Origin of the sequence: Micromonospora jinlongensis, from assembly GCF_013410645.1 — a bacterium.
In the GTDB taxonomy this organism is placed as follows: Bacteria; Actinomycetota; Actinomycetes; order Mycobacteriales; family Micromonosporaceae; genus Micromonospora; species Micromonospora zamorensis.
Map to the genome: position 1 here is coordinate 6,447,376 of NZ_JACCHK010000001.1, position 22,752 is coordinate 6,470,127.

Sequence of the window (22,752 nt, forward strand, 5' to 3'; positions counted from 1 at the left end):
TCTTCGTCCGTGCCGTCAGTACGCGATGAAGCCGTACAGCGCGAGGTGGTTCGACTTCGTCCCGCCGACGGTGTGGTCGATCGTGGACGGTTGAACACCGCCGTTCAGGAAGAGATAGTCGATCTTGCTGGAGCCGCTGGTGGCCTTCGAGCCGTAACCGGTCATGCCGTAGCCGCTCAACGTGCCGGCCCCGATGCCCGTACGGTTCGCGTCGATGCCCACGACGCGGATCGTGGACGCGTTCAGCAGGCTGGTCGCGTCCGCGCCGAGGTGGATGCCGGTGTTGGCGATGCCCCGGTCCCCGTCACCGGCGCAGGCGTTCTGCCGGTTCTCCTGGGGCAGGTGCATGGTCGCGGCGAACACACTCGTGCCGGTCGCCTTGATGGTGAACCGGGCCGCGATGGCGCTGGTCCGCTTCCACTTGTAGAAGTCGGTGCTGTCCGGGTCGCTGTTCGGCGGCTTGTACAGCGTGCATCCGGCGCCGTTGGCGTACGCCGTGCCCGGCCTGAGCCAGCCCGCGCTCCAGTATTTCGAGACGTCGCCGCTGGCCAGGCTCAGCGTCCGCTTGTTCCAGATGATGCCGTTGGTCTGCTTCTTCTTGAGGTCCCCGAGCAACTGGGAACTGCACTTGTGCGTGCTGCCCCACGGCTCCGGGTCGCTCCACGCCACGATCGCCCCGTAGCTGCCCGCCGGGTAGCCGAACTTCGCCGACAGTTGGTCGGCGTACGCCTCGGCCTGGCCGGTCCCGCGTACCTGTTGCACGATCAGGATGTCGGGCGCGACCACGCCGCTGGTGCCGGTACGACCGGCGTCGTCGACCAGGATCGAGGTCAGGTGGTCCGGTCCGGAGATGCGGGTGCAGCTCCCGTCGGAGTTGTTCACCACCAGGTTCTCGATGTTGTTGTTGTAGACACGCAGGACCCGGTCGGCCGCCGCGACCGCCTCGGTGCCCCGCGCGGGGCCGCTCGGGGGCGTGCCGAGCGCGGGGGCGCTCAGGGCCGTGCCGAGCGCGACGACCGCCAGGGCCGCGACAAGTGCGGACCGATGCCTCGTGAGCACGGTGGACTCCTCTCCGCGACGGGATCGACAGATGACGCTCCCCGTCCAGGCGCCGAACTCTACAGTGGATCTTCACGTCGCGGGGGTGGCGCGGATGACGACTCTCGTACCAGGCCGTGAACCGTGGGAGACTGCCGCCGTGGTGGATGAATCGGGTGGTCACGCCGGCCGGGGGCCGGTCCTGCTGCTGCTGCACGGCATGGGTGCGACCGGCGACGTGTGGCTGCCCTGGGCGCCGTACCTCGAGCAGCACTGGCCCGGGCGGTGGCTGGCACCGGACCTGGCCGGCCACGGCTGGGCGCCGCCGCTGGCGTCGTACTCCTTCGCCGGTTTCGCCCAGCGGATCGCGCAGGCCCTCGCTCCCGACGACCGGCTCGTCGTGCTCGGGCACTCGCTGGGCGGGGTGGTCGGCCTGGCGTTGGCCGCTCGCGCCGCCGGAAAGCCGGTGGACGCGGTGGTCGGGCTGGGCATCAAGGCGGTCTGGTCGCCCGTGGAGCTGACCCGCGCCGCCGAACTGGCCGCCCGCCCGGTGAGCTGGTTCGCCACCCGCGCCGAGGCGGCCCGCCGCCACCTGCGCGTCTCCGGGCTCGCCGGCCTCGTCCCGCCGGACCACCCGGTGGTGGACGCCGGTCTCCGTCAGGTCGACGGCCGGTGGCGCCTCGCCATGGACCCGGCCGCGTTCGCCGTCGGTGAGCCCGACCTGGCCGCGCTGCTCGCGGCCACCGACGTGCCGGTGGTGCTGGCCCGCGGCGAGCACGACCCGATGGTCACCGACGAACAACTCAAGGAGTACGGCGTACCGGTCGCCACACTGCCCGGGCTCGGGCACAACGCGCACGTCGAGGACCCGGCGGCGGTGCTGGCGCTGCTGGACCCGTACCGCTGACCGGTCAGACAGGTGTGGGCGCGGCCAGTTCCTGCACCGGCTCCAGCTCACGGCGGGCCGCGCTCAGGAACGCCTCGGCGTACGCCTCGGCGGGGAAGTCACCCAGGTAGCGGCGGCGGGTGGCCCAGCGCGTCTCGGCCAGCGGATCGGTGTCCAACAGGTCGGTCAGCACAGCGTCCACGTTGGACATGTTCCGCCGCAGCACGTACCCCGAACCGGCCAACGGGAAGCGCTCCGTGAACCGGTCGCCCGCGTCACCCATGTCGGTCACCGCGTACGGCTTGCCGGAGTAGAGATAGTCCGAGATCACCCCGGACACGTCGGAGACCAGCGCGTCGGAGGAGTTGACGCACTCGGTCAGGCTCAGCTCCCGGGCCGCCGCTCCGACCACGTGCGGGCGGCCGGTGCGGGCCCGGTCGGCGACGAGCAGCTCGGTCAGCCGGCCCAACTGGCGCGCCGACGCCGGGTTCTGCGCCGTGTACGGGTGGGCGCGCAGGATCACTGTCGCGCCGCGCGCCAGCAGTCGACGCAGCAGCTCCTCGGCCACCGGCAGTGAGCAGTAGTCGGCGTCGGCGTGGTGCCCGGTCCAGGTGGGGGTGTAGAGCACTGTCGGGTTCGCCAGCCCTCGCGCCGGCTCCGGGCGTACCTCGATCGACTCCACCTGTGGGCGGCCGACCACCACGAACTTGTCGGCGGGGATCTGCACGCCGGCGCGGGCGTACCGGTCGATCGCGGCCTGCCCGGCCACGAAGATCCGGTCGAAGATCCCCGACACCGGGTTGGCGCTGGGTGCCTTGTCGCTGTCGCCGTGGTGCAGCTGGATGTGGGTGAGCTGGGTGAACCGGATGCAGTGGCTGTTCTTCGCGCCGTGGTTGACGTAGAACGCCGCCCGCAGGCTCGGCACCAGCGCCTCGTCCATGGCCCGCAGGGTGGGGCAGTAGACCACCGGTGCGTCGGTGGCCGCGGCGACCGGGGCCAGGAACTCCGGCTCCCGCAGCACGACCAGGAACGGCCGGCCGATCCGTCGCAGGTACGGCAGCCACATGGTGACCTGGTATTCCGAGCCGGGCGGCGCGGAGAAGTAGAGCAGGAACTCCGGTTGGTGCCGGCGCAGCGCCCGGCCCACCGCCCCGCCCCCGGCGCTCGGCCGGAACCGTCGCCGGGCCAGGTCCAGTGCGACCACACCGGTGCCCGCGCCGACCAGCAGGCTGCCGGCCAGCGCCACCCAGGCGGGAAGAGCGAGCGCGGCAGCGAGCGCCAGGGCGGTGAGAAGCGCGAGCAGGGCGCTGCCGAGTCGGTCGGCGAAGAGCGGCGTCCAGGCGCGCACCGGCAGGTTCGCCGCCCGGATCTCCAGGTTGGCGGCGGTACGCAGGGGCCCCACCAGCAGCACCAACCCCAGCAGGACCAGTGCGGTGGCGACCAGCGCGAGGTCCAGCCCGTCGTCCAGCCGCCGCGAGTAACCCACCAGGATCGCGGCGGCGATCAGCGTCGTCTCCGCGACGAGGTCAGCGCCGGGGCGGATGCGCTGCTCGACGGCCGAGGCGAGCACCGCGGCGACGGCCAGCGCCAGGCCCCAGCCGGTGGCGCCGGTGAGCGCCAGCACGACAAAGGCCAGCACGGCCAACCCGGTGCTCAGGCACCGGGCAGCCAGCTTTCGGACCAGGTCGCCGCGCATGTCGCTCCGTTCGTGGTTCCGCAGCCGTGGGCGTCAGTTCGCCGAGGCCGCGCCGGCCGGCACCTCGACCTGACCCGGCCCGGACTGGGCCGGCACGGTCGGCGTCGGCCCGTCGCCGGGTGCCCGGCGTACGTCGATCACCTGGCCGGTCAGGTCGGAGATCAGCACGTCCAGCGACGACTGGGCGACGGCCTCCGCGGCGAGCAGGGTGTGCTCCGGCTCCTCGCCGAAGGCCCGCGTCCGCATCGGCGTGGCGGTCCGCTCCGGGTTGATGCAGTTGACGCGTACGCCGACGTCGGCCCACTCGTCCGCGAGCGCCTGGGTCAGGTTGACCAGGGCGGCCTTGGTGGCCGAGTAGAGCGCGTAGCGGGCCCGGCCCCGGGTGTAGGAGCTGGAGGTGTAGAGCAGCAGCTGGCCCTTGGTCTGCTGGAGGTAGGGCAGCGCCTGGCGGGCGATGGTCACCGGGCCGACGAAGTTGACCTGGAGCACCCGGTCCATGGTCTCCTCGTCCATCTCGGCGAGGTTGCCCTTCTCCAGGATCCCGGCGGTGACCACCACGTGGTCGATCCGGCCGGTGGCCTCGAAGGCGGTCGTCAGCGCGGCCTCGACGTCCTCGGCCCGCTCCACGTGGGTGCCGGTGGTGGAACGGCTGAACGGGAAGACCTGGGCGCCGTAGCGCCGGGCCAGCTCGGTCAGCTCGTGGCCGATGCCGTAGCTGCCGCCGAACACCACGATGGTGCGGCCGGTCAGCTCCTCGCTGTAGCTGCGGTGGTCGGTCAGCCGGGGTGCCTGCGCCGCGGCGAGCTGGAAGAGCTTGTCCGCCAGGTGCACGTCGACCGGGTGGGTGACCTTGATGTTCTCGTCGGAGCCGTCGATCACCTTGATCGGGGTGCCGGGCAGGTAGCGCAGCACCACGCCGCAGTCGTCGGTGGCGGCGAAGTTCGGGTCGCCCTCGGCGAGCCGGTACGCCTCGCGGATGGTGGGGGAGCGGAACGCCTGCGGAGTCTGCCCGCGGCGCAGCCGGGAGCGCACCGGGATGTCGGTGATGCAGTCGTTGTCGTCGACCTGGATGATCGTGTCCGCGGACGGGATGGCCACGTCCACGGCGTCGTAGGTCCACAGCGCGTTGACGCACTCGCGCACGATCCGCCCGCTGAGCAGTGGGCGCACCGCGTCGTGGAAGAGGATGTTGCAGTCCGCCGGGCCGACCGCGTCGAGCGCGATCCGGGTGGTGGCGTTGCGGGTGTCACCACCCTCGATCACCTTGGTGACCTTGCGCAGGCCGGCCTTCTCGACGATCTGCTGGGCGTCATCGACGTGACCGGACGCCATCAGCACGATGATCTCGTCGATCTCCGGTGCCGTCTCGAAGACCGCCAGGGTGTGCTCGATGATCGGCTTGCCGGCGATCTTCAGCAGTTGCTTCGGGATGCCGAGGCCCAGGCGGGTTCCGGTGCCTCCGGCCAGAACCACGGCCACCGTCCGCGAGGGCCGCCACGGCGTCGGGGTCTCCGCTTCGGCGTCCGGGCCAGTGGTCTGGTCCTGCGTCATTGCCGGATCCTCACTCTCAGGGATGCGTTAACGGAAGGTTCCGCCCGAGCGGCGACGGAATGAACCTTAACGCGCGGACCGCGCCGCCCCAACGCGGGCGACGCGGTCCATGGCGCCGTGTCGATGCTGGTGTTCGCCGGACCTCTACTTGCTGTTCGCGTACGCCTCGTAGGCCCGGATGACCTCGTCGGTGGGCCCGTCCATCCGCAGGACGCCCGATTCCAGCCAGATCGTCCGCTCGCAGGTGTCCCGGACCGAGGAGAGTTGGTGGCTGACCAGGAACACGGTGCCCGCGCCCTCCCGCAACTCGCGTACCCGCTGCTCGCTGCGCTTGCGGAAGCCCTTGTCGCCGGTGGCGAGCGCCTCGTCGATCAGCAGCACGTCGTGCTTCTTGGCGGCGGCGATGGAGAACCGCAGCCGGGCCGCCATGCCGGAGGAGTACGTCCGCATCGGCAGGCTGGCGAAGTCGCCCCGCTCGTTGATCCCGGAGAACTCGATGATCCCGGCGGCCTGCTTGGCCACGTCATCGGGGTCCATGCCCATGGCCAGGCACCCGAGGGTGACGTTGCGCTCGCCCGAGAGGTCGTTGAGCAGGGCGGCGTTCACGCCCAGCAGCGACGGTTGCCCCTGGGTGTAGATCGCGCCCCGGTTGACCGGCAGCAGGCCGGCGATGGCCCGCAGGATGGTGGACTTGCCGGAGCCGTTGCTGCCGATCAGCCCGATCGCCTCGCCCCGGTACGCGGTGAAGGAGATTCCCTTGACCGCGTGCACCTCCCGGATGTTCGGGGCGTTGGTGCGCTTGACCAGTCGGCGCAGCGCGGCCACCGGCGTGGTGCCACCGCCGGCGCCCTGGTGCACCCGGTAGATGATGTGCGCGTCGTCCACGACCACGGTCGGGATGCGCTCCTGCGTCGACGTCATCGTCGCGCTCGCCTCGATGGGGGCGTCGAACTGCTCAGCCACGGCCGTACTCCTGTTCCCCGCGCCAGAAGTAGAGGAAGCCGCCCAGGCCGGCGAGTAGCGCCCACCCGCCGCCGACGAGCCAGAGCTGGGTCAGCGACTCGTTGAGCAGCGGTGCTTCCTCCAGCAGCGTGTACCGCGCGAGCTCGATGTAGACCAGCAGCGGGTTGTACTGCACCAGCGTCGTGGCCCAGCTCGGCAGCCGCTCGAAGAGGCTGACGCTGTAGAGGACGCCGGAGCCGTACATCCAGGTGCGCAGGATGAACGGCATCACCTGCTTCAGGTCGGTCGACTTGGAGCCCAGCCGGGCCACCGTCAGCACGACGCCGGCGTTGAACACCGCCTGCAGGAGCAGGGCAGGCACCAGCAGCAGCCACTCCCACGTGAGCGGCTCGCCGGTGACCAGCACGATGCCGATCAACACCACCATCGACGCCAGCAGTTGCTGGAACTGCGTCAGCGTCGTGGACAGCGGCAGGCTGGCCCGGGGGAAGTGCAGTGCCCGGATCAGCCCCAGGTTGCTGCTGATCGCCTGGGTGCCGGTCAGGACCGCGCTCTGGGTGAAGTTGAAGATGAACAGCCCGGTGGTGAGGTAGGCGATGTAGTTCGGCATGTCGTTCTGTGCCAGCACCACACCGAAGATCAGGTAGTAGACCGCCGCGTTGGTCAGCGGGGTGAGCACCTGCCAGAGCTGACCCAGCTTGGCGTTGCTGTACGAGGCGACCAGCTTGGCGTTGGCGTACGCGGCGATGAAGTGCCGGTAGGCCCATAGTCGGCGGCTGTACTCGACGACGCTGGGGCGCTCACCGGCGACCCGTAGCCCGTGCCGAGCGGCCAGCTGCGCCTGGGTCAGGCCCGTGTCGGGGTCGACCAGCGCGGTGGTGGCCATGGAAATGGCGCTCCGATCTTTCGTGCAGACGGGGTGGCTCGCGACGATGGGATCCTAGTGGGAAATGTGCGCGGGGCGCCGCCTCGTCGCTGCGTGGACAGTAGTCCGAAACACGTCGGGACGCAACCGTATCGTCGTTGCGTTACTCTGGTCGGCGTGACCTGCGATAAGAGCTCTCGATGACCACCGAGAAGAGGCGGGCCCCGGCTGGAGCGGCGGTGCTGCGTGACGAGATCACCACGGCGATCCGGCGCGCGCTGATGCAGGAGCTCGCCGCCGTCGGCTACGGCCGGCTCTCCATCGAGGCGGTGGCTCGGCGGGCCGGCGTCAGCAAGACGGCGATCTACCGGCGCTGGAACTCGAAGCTCGACCTGGTGCTGGAGATCGTCGCCGCGGCGGCACAGGGCAAGTTGCCGGCACTGGACACCGGCACCCTGCGCGGTGATCTCGCCCTGCTGTTCCAGGCGGTGGCGCACGCGCTGCGTCACCCGCTGGCGTCGCAGATCATCCCGGACCTGCTGGCCGAGGCCGCCCGCAACCCCAGCATCGACGAGACGCTGCGTCAGGTGGTGTACGCCCGCCAACAGGAGATCGGCGGTCGGCTCGTCACCAGCGCCGTGCAGCGCGGCGAACTGCCCGCCGACACCGACCCGGACGCGGCGATCGACCTCATCGTCGGCCCGCTCTACTGGCGGCTCGCCATCGCCCGGCTCCCGCTCACCGACAGATACCTCGACAACCTGGTCGAATCCGTGGCCGCCGGGCTCGGCGCCGACAGTGCCCTGCCCCGCCCTCGGGCGGCCCCGATCTCGGGCTGACCAGGCACCCGACACTCGGTCGCCCGCAGCAGCGGTCCGTCTGTCCGATTCCGCTAGGCTGCCCCCTTGATACCCGGCTGTCATCGATCAGACATCCGCTTCTCGCCTCCCCGAATCCATCGCCGGACGACAAGGACGCCCCGTGACGCAAGTCGAAGACGCTGCTGTGGCTCCAGCGCCAGCTGACCAGAGGAACACCCCGAGCGTGGGTGCCCGACCTGGTGGTAGCAGTCGGCCCGGACCGGGCCGCGGTCTGATCGGGCGGCTCAACGCCGCGGTGGCGGGTGTGCCCGTCGTGTTCACCGACGCGGCGGTGGTCAGCTTCGCCATCTGGACGCTGCTCTACCACCTCAACCTCGGCCTGAACCTGCGGCCGTCGGTCATCTTCCTGGTCTGGGTCGTCTTGCAACCGGTCGCGGCGTACGCGGCCTGGAGGCTCCGCCGACGCGACGTGGTGACGCGGCACTCCGGCGACGGTGAGGCGGTGACCGAGCGGGCCGAGGCCCCGGTCGACCGCGCCTCGCTGCTGCGTCGCTACGCCCTGCCGGTGGTCGCCGCGATCGGAGCGGCGATCTTCGCCTCCTTCGGCACCGGATCGCTGAGCTGGTGGTTGGCGGCCGGGCTCGGTCTGGTCGCTGTCGTCTCCGCCTGGCTGGCGCTGCCCCGCGGTGGCCGACCGTCCGACGCCGGTGCCGCGCCGATCGTGCGGGCGACCACCCCGGTGCAGGGGTACGTGGTCCTCGCCGTCGCCCTGGCCGCCGCGTACTTCGCCACGCTGATCAACCGGGTGTCGCTCGACGACGTCTTCTACGTCGGCAAGTCGGTGTGGGTGGCCGAGCGGGACAACATCCCGTTCCGGGACTTCCTGTTCACCGAGGGGGTGCTGCCGGGTGGTTCGGCGAACCCGCCGCTGCCCTCCTTCGAGGTGTTCATCGGGGCGCTGGCCCGTGCCCTGCACATCCACACGGCGTCCGTGATGTGGTACCTCCTCCTCCCGGTGCTCGCCGTCTTCGTGGTCCTCGCCCTGTGGCGTCTCGTGCAGCGCTGGGCCCCCCGGCGGCCGCTGGTCGTGTTCGGCGTGGCGGTGGCCTACATCCTGCTCGTCGCGCACTACGCCGACGCCCTGAACACCTACCACCTGCCGCGGCTCACCCAGGGCAAGAGCGTCTTCGTGCACGGCCTGATCCCGCTCGCCTGGGTGTACCTGACGGACTACCTGGAGCGCCGCTCGCGGCGCGCCCTGGTCCTGCTCGTGCTGCTCTCCGTCGCCGGCGTCGGTTACACCACCACCGCGGTCATCCTCCTGCCCCTGCTCGCCGCGGCGGCCGGCGTGACGCTGGTCGTCACCAGGCGCTGGCGGGAGGCCGTGGTGTGCTTCCTGGCCGCCTCGGCCTATCCGCTGCTGTCCGGCGTGCTCGTCCAGCTGCTCCGCGGCGGCCTGGAAGGCGCCGTGACGACGTACACGCAGCTGCTGCCCCTGCGGACCATCTACGAGCTCACCCTGTGGCTCGGCATCCTCGGTCTCATCGGTGGGCTGGCCGTCTGGTGGTCGCCCTTCCTGCTCCGCCGAGGCGTGCCACAGCAGCTCGCCGTCGGTGCCGGGCTGGCGGTGACGGTCCTGATGGTCCCCGGGTTGTTGAAGGTCGGTGGTGACCTGAGCGGTCTGACGGCGGTGCTCTGGCGGGTGCCGTGGATCCTGCCCGTGCCTGCGCTCGTCGGCTTTCTCGCGGTCATCCGCCTGCCCGGGCTGACCCGGGTCAACCGGGTCCTCGCCGTCGCCCTGCCCGTGGTCCTGGTGTTCCTCTTCTACACCCAGGGCAGGCCGATGTGGTACGGCGGCACGTTGGTCGAGTCGAAGCCGACCTGGCGGATGCCGGAGAACCGCAAGGCCGCCTCCTTCTGGATCAAGAAGCTGGACCGTCCCGCCGGCCTGGTGCTCGCCCCGTCGTCGATGATGCGGGCGCTCCCGCAGGTCACCACGGAGGTCCGGGTGGTGCTGCCACGCGACCTGTATCTCACCGACTACGGCATGGAGACGCAGTTCGCCCAGGACCGGCTGCTGCTCGCGAAGTTCGCCGACGGGGAAGCCGTCTCCATCCCGGCGGTCGCCGAGGCGATGGGCAGGGTGGGCGTGGGCATGGTCTGCGTGTGGAAGGGCAACACGACCGTCGCCGAGGTCGCCCCCACCCTGGGCCTGGAGCGCTTCGCGTCGAGGAAGGCGCCCGGCGCCATGGTCTGCTATCGCGTCGGCGCACCCGGCTCGACCACCGGCGGGTCCTGAGGTTTGTCGTGCTGGGAGTTTTGACCGGAATGCTGCTCGCGTACCCGCTCGATACCATCGCACCCATTCGCGTTAAGGTCGCAGTCACGTCCGTCAGCCTCGCGCTGGCGTGACGTGACGAGCGCCACCAGGCGCTTCAGTCTCGGCTCCTGGTGGGCGTGAAGACCGAGCCCAGCCCGATACGGAAATCGTAGGGAGCGAACTCGTTTGTTCGGCACGTTCTCAGCTCGCATCGGAGCGGCCGCCAGCGCCGCGCTGCTGCTGCTGGCCTACCTGGTCATGCTCGTCGCTGGCGCACTCGGCTGGATCGCCCTGTTCGCGGTCGTCGGGTCGGCCGCCGTCATCGGCGAGTTCGCCCTCGCCCGCTGGTCGCCCACCTCGCAGCTGCTGCTGGACAAGGCGGGCCTGCACTGGTCGTACCGGCAGCTGACCCGGGATCTCGCGGCCGTGCTGCTCGTCGCCGCCGAGGTGCGGCTCACCGGCGGCGAGTTGACCCTGCTGCTGGTGCTGCCGGCCGTGGTGTGGGTGGTGTCGGTCTTCGCCGGTGCGCTCTCCATCATGATCGAGCGTCGAAACCCGCTCTCCGCCATGGTGCGCAACATCGAGCTGGGTGACCTGCGCTCCGCACCCCAGCCGCCGGCCTGGGTGGTGGCGGTCACCGGCGACCGGATGCCGCTGCTCAACCTGCTGCTGGTGCCGGCCGCCGTGGCCGCCGCGGTGCAGCACGATCCGACGCCGTTTCTCGCCGCCGGCGCGGTGGCGGTCGTGGCGACCGCGCTGGTGGGTGCCGTCCTGGCGTTGACCTGGCTGCGGGGTCGGAAGGCCCCACAGGCGCCGCTGCTGCCCGCCGTCCAGCGGTGGCTGGACACCTACCGGCCCGAGGTCGCGCTCTACTTCGCCGGCCCGGCCAAGGACGTCTACCAGGCCAACATGTGGCTCGCCCCCACCGAGGCGCTCCAGCAGCGCGCGGTGGTGTTGATGCGCAGCCGGGACGCGTTCCTGGAGTTGGCCGACACCCGGCTGCCGGTGATCTGCGTTCCGACCGGTGTCGACTTCATGAACCTCGACATCAGCGGCATCCGCGCGGCGCTCTACTCCGCGAACGTCGGCGCGAACATCCACATGCTCCGCGAGCCGGGCACGAAGCACGTCTTCGTGGGGCACGGTGACAGCGACAAGCAGGCCAGCGTCAACCCCTACAGCAAGGTGTACGACGAGGTCTGGGTCGCCGGGCTGGCCGGCCGGGAGCGTTACGCCCGGGCCGGTGTGGGGGTGCTCGACTCGGACATCGTCGAGATCGGCCGTCCGCAGCTCGCCGGGGTGCACACCTTCGGCGCCGAGTCGGTGGACCGGCCGTACACCGTGCTCTACGCCCCCACCTGGGAGGGTTGGCTCGACGACGACCCGTTCCACACCTCGCTGGTGCTGATGGGTGAGCGCATCGTCAAGGGACTGCTGGCCACGAATCCCCGGCTGCGCCTGATCTACAAGCCGCACCCTCTCACCGGGTCGCGGTCGAAGGCGGCCCGGACCGTGCACGAGCGGGTCGTCGCGGCCATCCGCGCCGCCGGCGGCAACCCGGACGCGTCATCGCTGGACGGCACCGCGCACCTGGTGGTCACCGGTCGTACGCCGGGGTTGTTCGACTGCTTCAACCAGACCGACCTGTTGATCAGCGACGTGTCCAGCGTGGTCTCCGACTTCGTGCAGAGCCAGCGGCCGTACGTGGTGGCCAACCCGGCCGGCCTGTCCGAGGACGACTTCCGCCGTGACTACCCGACGGCTCGCGCCGCGTACCTGCTCTCCAAGGACTGCGGTGAGCTGGAGAAGATCGTGTCGGTGACCCGGGCCGGCGACGACCCGATGACCGAGGCCCGCCGGGAGCTGAAGACCTATCTGCTCGGCCCCGCCGAGGCGAACCCGATGGACCGGTTCCAGGAGGAGATCGACCGCCTCTGCCGCTGAACCGTACGCACGGCGTTGCGCGCCCGGCCCGGACACCTGTCGGGCCGGGCGCGTCTGTGTCAGCCGAGCAGGGCGGCCACCGCGTCGGCGGCCGGGGTGTCCACGGGCAACGCCTGCGCCGCCACCACCGCCGCGACCGGCAGCGGACCGTGCACGTGCGGGAAGAGCTGCCCGCCGCGCGACGGCTCCCAGCGCAACGTGTCGCCCAACCGCTCTTCGGCCACGCTGAGCAGGGTCAGACCGGTCGCACCGGCGAAGTGCCGCCGCGCCGTCTCCACCACCTGGTCCGCGCCGGAGAGGTGGATGAACCCGTCCTGCCGGTCCACGGCGGAGCCGGAGAAGGCGCCGACGGCGAGGGCGTTGTCCCATTCCGTGTTCGACAGCAGTTTGTAGATCACCTCGGCAGCCTACGGGGGTCCGGTCGGCGTGCTGGCCCGGTTTTCGCCGGTACCGCCGCGCCCGTCGCCCCCCGCCGGGCATGCTCAGGTCAAGGGCCGCGGAGGGGATGGGCGATGCAGAGCTACGACGACGACTGGACCGACAGCCAGCGCGCGCTGTACGACGAGTGCTACCGGGCGGGCGGCGAGTGGGCCGAGGATCCGGACACTCCGTCCGACGACGTCCAGCACGTGATCAACCTGGCCGAGGCGGACGACGACGCCTTCCAGGATGCCGAGATCGACTATCCGCCCTTGGTCGACGCGGTGACCCAGGCCAGCGGCGTCAACGTCACCAGCGTGCCGGCCAGCCACGAGGACCCGGGCTTTCGCGGCTTCACCGACGGCGTCCGGGACGCCACCGCCGACGACGTCTTCGGCCTCTAGGGTCTGCGTCAGAGCCCCCCGCCTCGGCTCGACCGAGGACTTTGACACACAGCCTGGCTGGCACATCGCGGTATCCGGCCTCCCGTTCCGCGCACGCTTCTGCCACCATTCGCAGAACGGCGCTGCGACGGACGGGGGCACGGGTGCGGATCCTGCTGGTGGAGGACGACCGCCGGGTCGCCGCTGCGCTCTCCTCCGCCCTGACCCGCCGCGGATACGAGGTCGAGCACGCGGGCACCGTAGCCGCCGCCCTCTCCGCCGCCCCGTGCGACCTGGTGCTGCTCGACCTGACCCTGCCCGACGGGGACGGCACCGACCTGTGCCGGGAGCTGCGCCGGCGCAGCAGCCAGCTCGGCATCATCGCGGTGACCGCGCGGGGCGAGGAACGCGACCGGGTGCTGGGTCTGCGCCTCGGCGCGGACGACTACGTCGTCAAGCCGTTCTCGATGGTGGAGTTGCAGGCCCGGATTGAGGCGGTGCTGCGCCGGGCCGCGAACGCCGCGCCGCAGCGGCACCTCATCGAGGCCGGGTCGGTGCGCATCGACGTGCCCGCCCGGACGGTGACCGTGGACGGCCGCGACGTCACGTTGACCCGCAAGGAGTTCGACGTGCTGCTCTCGCTGGCCCGCCAGCCCGGGGTGGCGGTGCCGCGCGACCGCATCCTGCTCGACGCCTGGGGCACCACCTGGGCTGACCGGCACACGGTCGAGGTGCACGTCGGGTCGCTGCGGGGCAAGCTCGGTGACGCCCGCCTGGTGGAGACCGTCCGCGGTGTCGGCTACCGACTGCGCGACGCGTGAGGAGCTGACGTGCGCCGCCGTCTGGTGATCAGCTATCTGCTGCTGATGGTGCTGGTCCTCATCGCGTTGGAGACACCGCTGGCCGCGACCATGGCCAGCCGCGAGACCGAACGGGTGCGCGCCGACCGGCTCGCCGACGCCACCCGGTTCGCCTCGCTGGCCGGGCCGGCGTTACGCGACGGCGGGCCGGGCCCGATCGAGTCGGAGCTGACCAGTTACGACAACCTGTACGCGATCGGCGCCGCGATCGTCGACCGGGACCGGAGCACCCCGGTCTCGTCGCCGAGGTACCGGCCCGGCCCGGTGACCGCGACGGTCCTGGACATCGCCCTGTCCGGGCAGCAGACCAGCGCGCCCGAGTCGGTCTGGCCCTGGACGACCGACCCGGTGGCGGTGGCGGTGCCGATCAACGACGGAGGCGAGGTGCTCGGCGCGGTGGTGATCGTGACCCCGTCCGGCCCGATCCGCCGAGCTGTCGCCTCGTGGTGGCTGCTGCTCGCCCTGGCTGGTCTGCTCGTCGTGCTGGCCTGCGTGCTCACCGCGTTCGGGCTGGCCGGTTGGGTGCTGCGCCCGGTCACCGAGCTGGACGCGGTCACCCACGAGATCGCCGAGGGGGACCGGGGCGCCCGGGTGCAGCACCGTCTGGGCCCGCCGGAGCTGCGCCGTCTCGCGGCCAGCTTCAACCACATGGCCGACGTGGTCTCCGACGTGATGGACCGGCAGCGTGCCTTCGTCGCGCACGCCAGCCACCAACTGCGCAACCCGCTCACCGCGCTGCGGCTGCGGGTGGAGGAGTTGGGGCCCAGCCTCACCGACCCGGACGGCCGGTCCGAGCACCAGTTGGCACTGGAGGAGACCGACCGGCTGGCGTTGGTGCTCGACGCGCTGCTCACCCTCGCCCGGGCCGAACGGGAGGAGAACGAGCGGGTCACCGTGGACGCCGCCGCGGTGGCCGCGTCCCGGGTGGCCGCGTGGGCGCCGCTGGCCCGGCACCGTTCGGTCGCGTTGCGGTTGGCCACGACCGACGCCCCGGCGTACGCCCGGACGGTGCCGACCGCCGTCGACCAGGCGCTGGACGCGCTGATCGACAACGCGGTGAAGTTCAGCGGGGCCGGTGGGGCCGTGACGGTGACGGTGGCCCGCCGCGACGACGGGGTGGCCCTGGAGGTGCGCGACTCCGGCCCGGGCATGACCGAGAGTCAGCTCGGCCAGGCGACCGAGCGGTTCTGGCGGGCCCCGGACGCGCAGAACGTGGACGGTGCCGGGCTGGGTCTGACCATCGCCGCGGTGTTGGTGGACGCGTCCGACGGGCGGCTCACCATGCGCCCGGGGGAGTCGCGCGGGTTGGTCGCCGCCCTGTGGTTTCCGGCGCCGGAGCCCGACCCGTCGGTGGAGCCCGCGGACGAGGAGGTGCCCGCCGACCTGCGGCCCGCTCCGGCGCGGTGACGCCCGCCGTCAGGGTTTGGCCGCGCGGTACCAGGCGGCGGCCCCGGGGTGCAACGGCAGCGGCGCGGTGACGATCGCCGAGCGGGGGCTCATCCGGCCCGCCGCCGGGTGCGCGGCGGCCAGTTCGGCCCGGCGCTCCATCAACAGCCTGGTCACCTCCCGAACCAACCGCTCCGGCAGGTTGGCCCGCACGATCAGGTAGTTCGGGTTGGCCACCGTGGTCACCGCGTCCACCCCGTACACCGAGCGGGGGATGTCCCGGGAGACGTAGACCTGCCCGTAGCGGGAGCGCAGCGGCTCGGTCCATTCGCTGAGGTCGACGACCCGGGTGGCGCTGCGCCAGGCGAGCTCCTCGATGCCCCGCACCGGCAACCCGCCGGAGAAGAAGAACGCGTCGATCCGCCCGGACCGCAGCGCCGCCACCGAGTCGTCCAGCCCGAGCCGTTCCCGGCGTACCTCGTCACCGCCCAGGCGGGCGACCTCCAGCAGCCGGGTCGCGGTGATCTCGGTGCCCGAGCCGGACGCGCCCACGGAGACTCGACGGCCCCGCAGGTCGGCCACCGTGCGGACCGGGCCGCCGCCGGTGGTGACGAGGTGCAGTTGGTCGTCGTACACCCGGGCGATGGCCTCGACCGCGGGGCTTTCCGCCGTGCTGGCGGGCAGCACGTCGGCCTGGGTGAAACCCAGCTCGGCCGCGCCGGACCCGACCAGTTGGACGTTCTCCGCCGAGGCGGCGGTGATCACCACGCTGGCCCGCACGTTGGGCAGTTCCCGGTTGAGGATGGCCGCCAGGGACTGCCCGAACGCGTAGTAGACGGCGGTGGGGCTGCCGGTGGCGATCCGGATCGTCGTCGGCGCGGTCGGGGCGTCCCGGCAGCCTGCGGCGGCCAGGGTCGCGGTCAGCAGCACCGTCAACAGGGCAGCCGGCCCCGCGCGGTGGCGGCCGGGCCGGCGGGACGAGGTACGACTCACGCGGTGCACTGTGCGCCGTCGCTCCGGCGCGCGCAAGCCCCCTGCCGCCGCGCCGGGCGGGTGTGGCCGGAACCTCGATCAGCAGGCCGGGCGACCTGCCGGCGCCACGGCGCCGCCCCGCGCCGCCACCGGCCCGCGCGCCGGCTCCAACGCCGCGCTGCTCAGGATCCGCGCCCGGTCCGGGCCGTCGGCGACGCTGACCAGGAAGCAACCGGTGCCGGGGCGCAGCCGGGCCGGCACGTCGAGCACGGCAGCGCTGCGGATCAGCACCGCGGCCAGCTCCCGGTCGGTGAGCCGCACGCCGAGGATGTGCCGGCGGACGTGCCGCCCGGCGGCCAGCAGCGCCGAGCGCCAGGCCGCCGCCGCGAGCCGGCTCACCAACCGCCGGCGCGCCGGCGAGGCCCCGGGAAGCGGCCCGCCGAGCAGCTCACGCCGCCCCTGCCACCAGCCCGCGTCCAACACCCGGGTGTACGCCTCCCGGTGCTCCTGCGGCACCCAGAGCCGGTGCAGCTCGTAGCGGCGGCGCAGACCGCCCACGACGACCTCGTGGGTCACCGGGATGTCCAGCCGGGCGAGCAGTTGCCGCGTGCGTTGTGCGGCGTCCTCCCGGTTGAACTCCACCCCGGGGGCGTGCGCCAGGCGTGCCGCGCCCGGTCGGGCGGCGGTCGGCGGCGGTGTGCAGCGCAGCAGGCAGGCAGCCTCGAACGCGTCGCCCAGGGTCAGCCAGTCCAACGGAGAGGACGGCGCCGGGGAGCGGGGCCGGTCGAGCAGGGCGGGTTCGAGGGTCAACGAAGGCTCCCTTGTCGGAGTCTGGGTTCCCCTACCGTGGCTCCTGCCTCGCCGTTACGGAACTCCTCCGGCCCAGCCTTGAGCAAATCTTGCGGCTGCCGGAACCGCTACAGCTCGGTGACCACCAGATCGACCTGCCGTACCCGGCCGGGAGCGTTGGTCTGCTCCACGACGGTGTGCTTCAGCTCGCCCAGCGTGCCGACCAGCTCGTCGGCGGTGCGCGGTCGGGCACCGGCGACGAGCAGGTCGCGGACCAGCCGCCCCTTGGTCGCCTTGTTGAAGTGGCTCACCACCGACCGGACCGGTACGCCGTCCACCTCCCGCTCGTGCAGCACCCGCACGGTGACGGTCCGCTCGGCCAGCGTCCCGCGCGGCGTCCAGGTGGCCGCGTACGCGCCGGAGCGCAGGTCCAGCACCGGGCCCTTGCCGGCGGCGGCGTCCAACACCGGCGTCAGCTCCCGACGCCAGTACGCGGACAACGCCCCGACGCCCGGCAGGCGAGCGCCGATGGGGCAGCGGTACGGGGGAATCCGGTCGGCCAGCCGGACCGTGCCCCACAGCCCGGAACTGATCATGATCGAGCGGCGGGCCGCGCGCTGCGCCGCAGCCGGCAACGAGGCCAGGTCCAACGCCTCGTAGAGCACCCCGGTGTAGAGCCGCTCGGCCGGCGCGGTGGCCGCCTCCCGCAGCCGGGCGTTGCGCAGCAGCTCGCCGCGCTGGCCGTCGCTGAGCCCGAGCGCGGCCCGCGCGGCGTCGGTGTCCGGCCCGGCGCAGAGCGCCACCAGGGCGTCCAGCACCCGCTCGCGGGCCGGGTTCAGCTCGGGCAGCGAGACCCGGTCCGGGGCCCAGCGCCGCCCGGTGCCGGCGTCGGCCTTCCCCTCCGAGGGCGGCAGCAGGATGAGCATGGTTCTCCTCGACGGGCGCAACGGCGGCGCCCCACGCGCCGGCCCGGCCAGCGTACGACCCGTCGCTACCGCCAGGGTCGTACCGGGGTGTCGGGGTGGTACACGCGATAGCCGCCGACCTCGCGCACGAGTGCGGTGTCGGCACGGTCGGCGAGCAGCCGGCGCAGCCGCCGGTCCATCGGCGAGTCGACCTCCACCACGTACCCCGGTCGTTCGGCCCGCCCGACCTGCCGCCAGTACGGCAGGTAGCGGTTCTGCCCGGGGGACAGGTCGCCGTCGAGCACTCCGCAGACCACCGTCTCATCCGTGTTGAAGATCAACCGGTTGCAGGTCCAGTAGTCCCCGTACACCTCGTGGGGTCCGTCAGCGCGCAGCGCGGCGGCCAACTCCCGGGCCTCGCGCTCCTCGGTCCGCGACGCGCCGGTGTCGGTGGCCGCGAAGAGCACGGTGATCACCACGGTGGTCGCGGTCAGCGCGGCCAGCACCGCGGTGGACAGCGCGCCGGTGAGCCGGCCGAGCGCCCCGACCGTCCCCCGCCAGCAGGCCACCGCCGCCACCCACAGCGGCCAGAGCACCGCCGGCACCGACAGTTGCAGCACCGACAGGTACCGGGCGTTGTCCAGCGGGCTGGTCGCGGCGAGCGGGCTGCGCACGTACGACAGCAGGGTCAACGCGGCACCGGCGACCAGCGCGAGCTGCACGACCGGCCCGACCCGCTCCCCGCGCGGCGCCCCGGCCGCGCGACGGTACGCGAGCACCGCGAGCACCGCGCCGACCACCAGCAGCACCGGATACAACACGCCGAACCACTGTTGCCACCGGCCGCAGCCGCCCACCGGGCAGAGCCCGTGCGCCAGCGGCACCCCCTCCAGCAGACCGCCCCGGATCCGGTCCGACCACGGCGGCACCGGCCCGGCCTTGGTGCTGACCTCGCGGAACACCGACAGCGAGTCCTCACCGGGCCCGGCCCGCAGGTTGTCGAGAATCATCGGCGCCACCCCGACGACGGCCCCCACCACCAGCAGCAGGCCGGACCAGCCGAGCAGTTCCCGCCGCACCGCCCACACCAGGGCGAGCCCGGCCACCGCCAGGTACGGCAGGATCAGCCAGTCCGACCAGGCAGCCAACCCGACGAGCAGGCCGAACACCGCGACCGCGAGCCGTCGGCGGCGAACCGTGCCGGCGGCCAACCCCACGGTGATCAGCAGCATCAGCAGCACCGCCGGCTTCACCTCGGGCCGGCCACCGACCACCGTGAGTTGATCGCGCACCACCCGCTCTCCGCCGAGCGCGAGCAGGCCCACGACGAAGGTGGCGAACCAGGGTGTGCAGAGCCGGCGGGTCAGCCGGTGGATCAGGTAGAGGAACAGCGCGTACAGCGCGAGCATCGGCAGCCGCAGCACCGGCCAGCTCGGCCCGGCCACCGCCAGCAGGGGAGCGGCCAAGTACGACTCCAGCATCCCCATGTAGTGCTGACCGTAGAGGAAGACCGGGCGTTCCCGGCCCTGCCCGATGTGCAGCGCGGCGAGACCGAAGGTTGCCTCGTCGCTGTTCGACACCGGCACCGTGAACAGGGTCAGGACCAGCCGGTAGACGACACCGGCCAGCCCGAACAGCAGCGCGACGAGCGCCGGCCGGTCGAGTCGCGGGCGCCATCGCCCACGGTGCTGCTCCAGATCTGACACGACCACGCCCCCGTCGCCGTCCCGACGCAGTGTTTCACGTTCGGCGGGGTCGCCGAGGTGGATCGGCGCAGCCGGGACGGCTCACGTGGCCGTGGCTGACGACGTGTGGCAGGGTTGGCGCGTGCCACCCACTCCCGCCGGCCAGTTGGCCGTTCCGAACCTGCACCGAGCCGCGCGGATCGAGGACGCCGTACACGAGCTCGTCCAGCGTCGGCTGCGGCGCACAGGGTGGCGGGTCAACATCGTCGCGTACACCGGCTATGGCGCGCCGGGCTGGGTGCGGGTGATGTGCCGGGTCCTGCTGGGCCGTCCGGACACCCGCCAGCGGGGTCGGCTGGACAAGGTCCGCGGCTGGCGCAGCTTCACCACTCTGCCCAACAAGCACGTCACCGTGACCATCGAGGCCGGCGGGGTGCGGCACGAGACGCAGGCCGACCGCAGCGGCTTCGTCGACACCCTGGTCGAGGCCGACCTGCCACCCGGCTGGGGCACTGTCCGGCTCAGCGTGCCGGACGCCGAGCCGGTCGATGCGCCGGTGCGCATCCTCGACCCGGAGGTCAAGTTCGGCATCATCTCCGACATCGACGACACGGTGATGGTGACCGCGCTGCCCCGACCGCTGCTCGCCGCGTGGAACACGTTCGTGCTCGACGAGCACGCCCGCAACGCCGTGCCTGGCATGGCCGTGCTCTACGAGCGGCTCGTCACCGGACACCCCGGCGCCCCGGTCTTCTACCTCTCCACCGGCGCGTGGAACGTGGCCCCCACCCTGACCCGCTTCCTGTCTCGGCACCTCTACCCGGCCGGGCCGCTGCTGCTCACCGACTGGGGGCCGACCGCCGACCGCTGGTTCCGCAGCGGGCGGGAGCACAAGCGGGTCACCCTGGCCCGGATGGCCAAGGAGTTTCCCGACGTGAAGTGGCTGTTGGTGGGCGACGACGGGCAGCACGACCAGGAGATCTACCGCGAGTTCGCCGCCGCCCACCCGGAGAACGTCGCCGGGGTGGCGATCCGTCGGCTCTCGCCCACGCAGTCGGTGCTGGCCGGTAGCCTGCCTGCCCCGGCCGGCTCGTCGTCGGCGGGACCGGTGGGGCAGAAGTGGCTCTCCGCACCCGACGGCGCGGGGCTGTGGAAGCTGTTGCGCGACGCCGGGCTGGTCTGACCGCTCGACCTCGCCGTCGTGAAGGTTACTTGCACAACAGTCGGGCAACCTTGAAAATCCCTTCATGCCCAGAGACTGCTATCGATATTTTCCAGGCCTGGCGCTGGTAGCGGCGCTGATGCTCGGCGCAGCAGCCCCCGCCACCCCGCCGGACACCGTGCCGGTGGCCGCCCAGGCAGCCTGCGTGACCGATCCGGCCACCCCGAAACGGCAGTTCCGGGGCATGTGGATCGCCAGCGTGGCCAACATCGACTGGCCCAGCCGCACCGGGCTCACCGCCGCCGCCCAGCAGGCGGAGTACCGGGGTTGGCTCGACCTGGCCAAGCAGCGTCGGATGAACGCCGTCGTCGTGCAGATCCGCCCCGCCGCCGACGCGTTCTGGCCCTCGACGTACGAGCCGTGGTCGCAGTGGCTCACCGGAACCCAGGGCGGCAACCCCGGCTACGACCCGCTGGCCTTCATGGTGGCCGAGGCGCACGCCCGCAACCTGGAATTCCACGCCTGGTTCAACCCGTACCGGGTCGCGACCCACACCGACCTCACCAAGCTGGCCGCCAGCCACCCGGCCCGCAAGAACCCGGGCTGGGCCGTCGCCTACAACGGCCAGCTCTACTACAACCCCGGCATCCCCGCCGTCCGGGCCTTCGTGCAGACCGCCATGATGGACGCCGTCAACCGCTACGACATCGACGCGGTGCACTGGGACGACTACTTCTATCCGTACCCGGGCAGCGGTGGGGGCTTCCCCGACCAGGCCACCTACGCCCAGTACGGCGCCGGCTTCAGCACCATCGCCGACTGGCGGCGCAACAACGTCAACCTGCTGGTGCAGGAAATGAGTGCCAAGATCCGGGCGGCGAAGCCGTGGGTGAAGCTCGGCGTGAGCCCGTTCGGCATCTGGCGCAACGCCGGCACCGACCCGCTCGGCTCGCGCACCACCGGCCTCCAGTCGTACGACGCCATCTACGCCGACACCCGACGCTGGGTGAAGCAGGGCTGGATCGACTACATCGCCCCGCAGATCTACTGGCAGATCGGCCACCCGTCGGCCGACTATGCGGAGCTGGTCCGCTGGTGGTCGGAGACTGTCACCGGCACCAACGTGCAGCTGCTCGTGGGGCAGGCCACCTACCGCGCCGGGGCGTCCGGGCAGGACGCCGCCTGGCAGGACCCGGCGGAACTGACCGACCACCTGACCCTCAACCGCACCTACCCCCGGATCCTCGGCGACATCCACTTCAGCGCCAAGGACGTACGCGCCGACCGCATCGGTGCCGTCTCCCGGGTGGCGACCGACCACTACCGCAGGCCCGCCCTTTCGCCGGCCGGCGTGGGTGGCACAGCGCCCGCCGCACCGAACCTCACCTCGGCGGTACGCGGCACCGGCGGTGTGATCCTGAACTGGCAGCGTGGCGGCACCGGAAGCACCGCCGAGTACGCCGTGTACCGACTGCCCGGCGACGGCGCGGTCGACCCCTGCGACCTGGCCGACGCCCGCAACCTGCTCGGCACGGTGCGCGCGTCCGGCAGCACCGGGACGTTCACCGACGCCACCGCCGCGGCGGGCTCGACCTACCGGTACCTGGTGACCGCCCTGGACCGGCTGCACCACGAGAGCCCGGCCAGCAACGCGCGGGTCGTCAGCGGCACCGGCGGCACGTTCAGCGTGATCGTGGACAACACCACCACTGCTGGCTTCACCGCCGCCGCCACCTGGGGCACGTCGTCGTACCTCACCACGCGGTACGGCACGAACTACCGATTCGCCGAGCCGCAGGCGGTCAGCGACCCGGCCTGGTTCAGCGCGACCCTGCCCGCCGCCGGCTCGTACCGGGTCGAGGTCTGGTACCCGGCGGACCCCGGCTACAACAGCGCCACGCCGCACCTGGTGGCCACCGCGAACGGAACCGTGACGGCCTTCGTCGACCAGCGCACCGGCGGCGGCCAGTGGCGGGTGCTGGGCACCTACGACTTCGCCGCGGGGACGCGCCAGGTCGTCGGGGTCAGCCGCTGGACCAGCACCCAGGGGTACGTCGTAGCCGACGCCGTCCGGATCACCCGGCTCTGAGCCGCGTCTGTTCCCCC

Annotated in this window: 19 protein-coding genes; 9 read left to right on the forward strand and 10 right to left on the reverse strand. The window is 72.1% G+C overall.

The window, feature by feature from the left end:
* Positions 1-15 precede the first annotated feature (15 nt).
* The gene (locus HNR22_RS29055; RefSeq protein WP_179783050.1) at positions 16-1,059 is read right to left on the reverse strand and encodes a hypothetical protein; all 1,044 of its coding nucleotides are present in this window, start codon (positions 1,057-1,059) and stop codon (positions 16-18) included.
* A 94-nt stretch (positions 1,060-1,153) separates the two neighbouring features.
* Between HNR22_RS29055 and HNR22_RS29060 the strand changes: the two genes are divergently transcribed.
* A complete protein-coding gene (locus tag HNR22_RS29060; protein WP_179783051.1) occupies positions 1,154-1,945 on the forward strand; it encodes an alpha/beta fold hydrolase in 792 nt (263 codons plus the stop codon).
* A 4-nt stretch (positions 1,946-1,949) separates the two neighbouring features.
* On the opposite strand, the gene HNR22_RS29065 is transcribed toward HNR22_RS29060, so the two are convergent.
* From HNR22_RS29065 to HNR22_RS29080, 4 genes are all read right to left on the reverse strand, one after another.
* On the reverse strand, positions 1,950-3,620 hold the full coding sequence (locus HNR22_RS29065) for a CDP-glycerol glycerophosphotransferase family protein (RefSeq protein ID WP_179783052.1): 1,671 nt from the start codon (positions 3,618-3,620) through the stop codon (positions 1,950-1,952).
* A gap of 33 nt (positions 3,621-3,653) precedes the next feature.
* On the reverse strand, positions 3,654-5,171 hold the full coding sequence (locus tag HNR22_RS29070; RefSeq protein WP_179783053.1) for a bifunctional cytidylyltransferase/SDR family oxidoreductase: 1,518 nt from the start codon (positions 5,169-5,171) through the stop codon (positions 3,654-3,656).
* Positions 5,172-5,315: 144 nt separating this feature from the next.
* On the reverse strand, positions 5,316-6,092 hold the full coding sequence (locus HNR22_RS29075; RefSeq protein ID WP_179783768.1) for an ABC transporter ATP-binding protein: 777 nt from the start codon (positions 6,090-6,092) through the stop codon (positions 5,316-5,318).
* Between the two features lie 34 nt (positions 6,093-6,126).
* A complete protein-coding gene (locus HNR22_RS29080; protein WP_179783054.1) occupies positions 6,127-7,020 on the reverse strand; it encodes an ABC transporter permease in 894 nt (297 codons plus the stop codon).
* A gap of 179 nt (positions 7,021-7,199) precedes the next feature.
* Between HNR22_RS29080 and HNR22_RS29085 the strand changes: the two genes are divergently transcribed.
* The 3 genes from HNR22_RS29085 (at position 7,200) to HNR22_RS29095 (ending at position 12,084) form a co-directional block, all read left to right on the forward strand.
* Complete coding sequence (locus HNR22_RS29085) at positions 7,200-7,838, forward strand: TetR/AcrR family transcriptional regulator (RefSeq protein WP_179783055.1); 639 nt, start codon at positions 7,200-7,202, stop codon at positions 7,836-7,838.
* 286 nt (positions 7,839-8,124) lie between these two features.
* Positions 8,125-10,119, forward strand: coding sequence for a DUF6077 domain-containing protein (locus tag HNR22_RS29090; RefSeq protein ID WP_179783056.1), 1,995 nt, complete (start codon positions 8,125-8,127; stop codon positions 10,117-10,119).
* Between the two features lie 207 nt (positions 10,120-10,326).
* Positions 10,327-12,084, forward strand: a complete 1,758-nt coding sequence (locus tag HNR22_RS29095) for a CDP-glycerol glycerophosphotransferase family protein (RefSeq protein WP_425488082.1) — start codon at positions 10,327-10,329, stop codon at positions 12,082-12,084.
* 59 nt (positions 12,085-12,143) lie between these two features.
* Here HNR22_RS29095 and HNR22_RS29100 read toward each other — a convergent pair whose 3' ends face one another.
* Positions 12,144-12,482 carry a DUF952 domain-containing protein gene (locus tag HNR22_RS29100; RefSeq protein WP_179783057.1) on the reverse strand — a complete coding sequence of 113 codons (339 nt, stop codon included), beginning with the start codon at positions 12,480-12,482 and terminating at the stop codon, positions 12,144-12,146.
* A 114-nt stretch (positions 12,483-12,596) separates the two neighbouring features.
* On the opposite strand from HNR22_RS29100, the gene HNR22_RS29105 reads away from it, so the two are divergent.
* From HNR22_RS29105 to HNR22_RS29115, 3 genes are all read left to right on the forward strand, one after another.
* Positions 12,597-12,908, forward strand: a complete 312-nt coding sequence (locus HNR22_RS29105) for a hypothetical protein (RefSeq protein WP_088947217.1) — start codon at positions 12,597-12,599, stop codon at positions 12,906-12,908.
* Positions 12,909-13,051: 143 nt separating this feature from the next.
* The gene (locus HNR22_RS29110) at positions 13,052-13,708 is read left to right on the forward strand and encodes a response regulator transcription factor (protein WP_099851951.1); all 657 of its coding nucleotides are present in this window, start codon (positions 13,052-13,054) and stop codon (positions 13,706-13,708) included.
* Between the two features lie 9 nt (positions 13,709-13,717).
* Positions 13,718-15,154: an ATP-binding protein gene (locus HNR22_RS29115; protein ID WP_179783058.1), complete on the forward strand. Its 1,437-nt coding sequence runs from the start codon at positions 13,718-13,720 to the stop codon at positions 15,152-15,154.
* A 9-nt stretch (positions 15,155-15,163) separates the two neighbouring features.
* Here HNR22_RS29115 and HNR22_RS29120 read toward each other — a convergent pair whose 3' ends face one another.
* The 4 genes from HNR22_RS29120 to HNR22_RS29135 form a co-directional block, all read right to left on the reverse strand.
* On the reverse strand, positions 15,164-16,126 hold the full coding sequence (locus tag HNR22_RS29120) for a TAXI family TRAP transporter solute-binding subunit (RefSeq protein WP_343060009.1): 963 nt from the start codon (positions 16,124-16,126) through the stop codon (positions 15,164-15,166).
* Between the two features lie 78 nt (positions 16,127-16,204).
* Complete coding sequence (locus HNR22_RS29125; protein WP_179783060.1) at positions 16,205-16,915, reverse strand: hypothetical protein; 711 nt, start codon at positions 16,913-16,915, stop codon at positions 16,205-16,207.
* A gap of 107 nt (positions 16,916-17,022) precedes the next feature.
* Positions 17,023-17,820 carry a peroxide stress protein YaaA gene (gene yaaA, locus HNR22_RS29130; RefSeq protein ID WP_179783061.1) on the reverse strand — a complete coding sequence of 266 codons (798 nt, stop codon included), beginning with the start codon at positions 17,818-17,820 and terminating at the stop codon, positions 17,023-17,025.
* 65 nt (positions 17,821-17,885) lie between these two features.
* Positions 17,886-19,505 (reverse strand): hypothetical protein, encoded by a 1,620-nt coding sequence (locus tag HNR22_RS29135; RefSeq protein ID WP_179783062.1) that lies wholly within the window; start codon positions 19,503-19,505, stop codon positions 17,886-17,888.
* A gap of 121 nt (positions 19,506-19,626) precedes the next feature.
* Here HNR22_RS29135 and HNR22_RS29140 point away from each other — a divergent pair, with 121 nt between their 5' ends.
* Together HNR22_RS29140 and HNR22_RS29145 are read left to right on the forward strand one after the other, a co-directional pair.
* On the forward strand, positions 19,627-20,667 hold the full coding sequence (locus HNR22_RS29140) for an App1 family protein phosphatidate phosphatase (RefSeq protein WP_141912519.1): 1,041 nt from the start codon (positions 19,627-19,629) through the stop codon (positions 20,665-20,667).
* A 64-nt stretch (positions 20,668-20,731) separates the two neighbouring features.
* Positions 20,732-22,735 (forward strand): family 10 glycosylhydrolase, encoded by a 2,004-nt coding sequence (locus tag HNR22_RS29145; RefSeq protein ID WP_179783063.1) that lies wholly within the window; start codon positions 20,732-20,734, stop codon positions 22,733-22,735.
* The last annotated feature ends 17 nt before the right edge of the window (positions 22,736-22,752 follow it).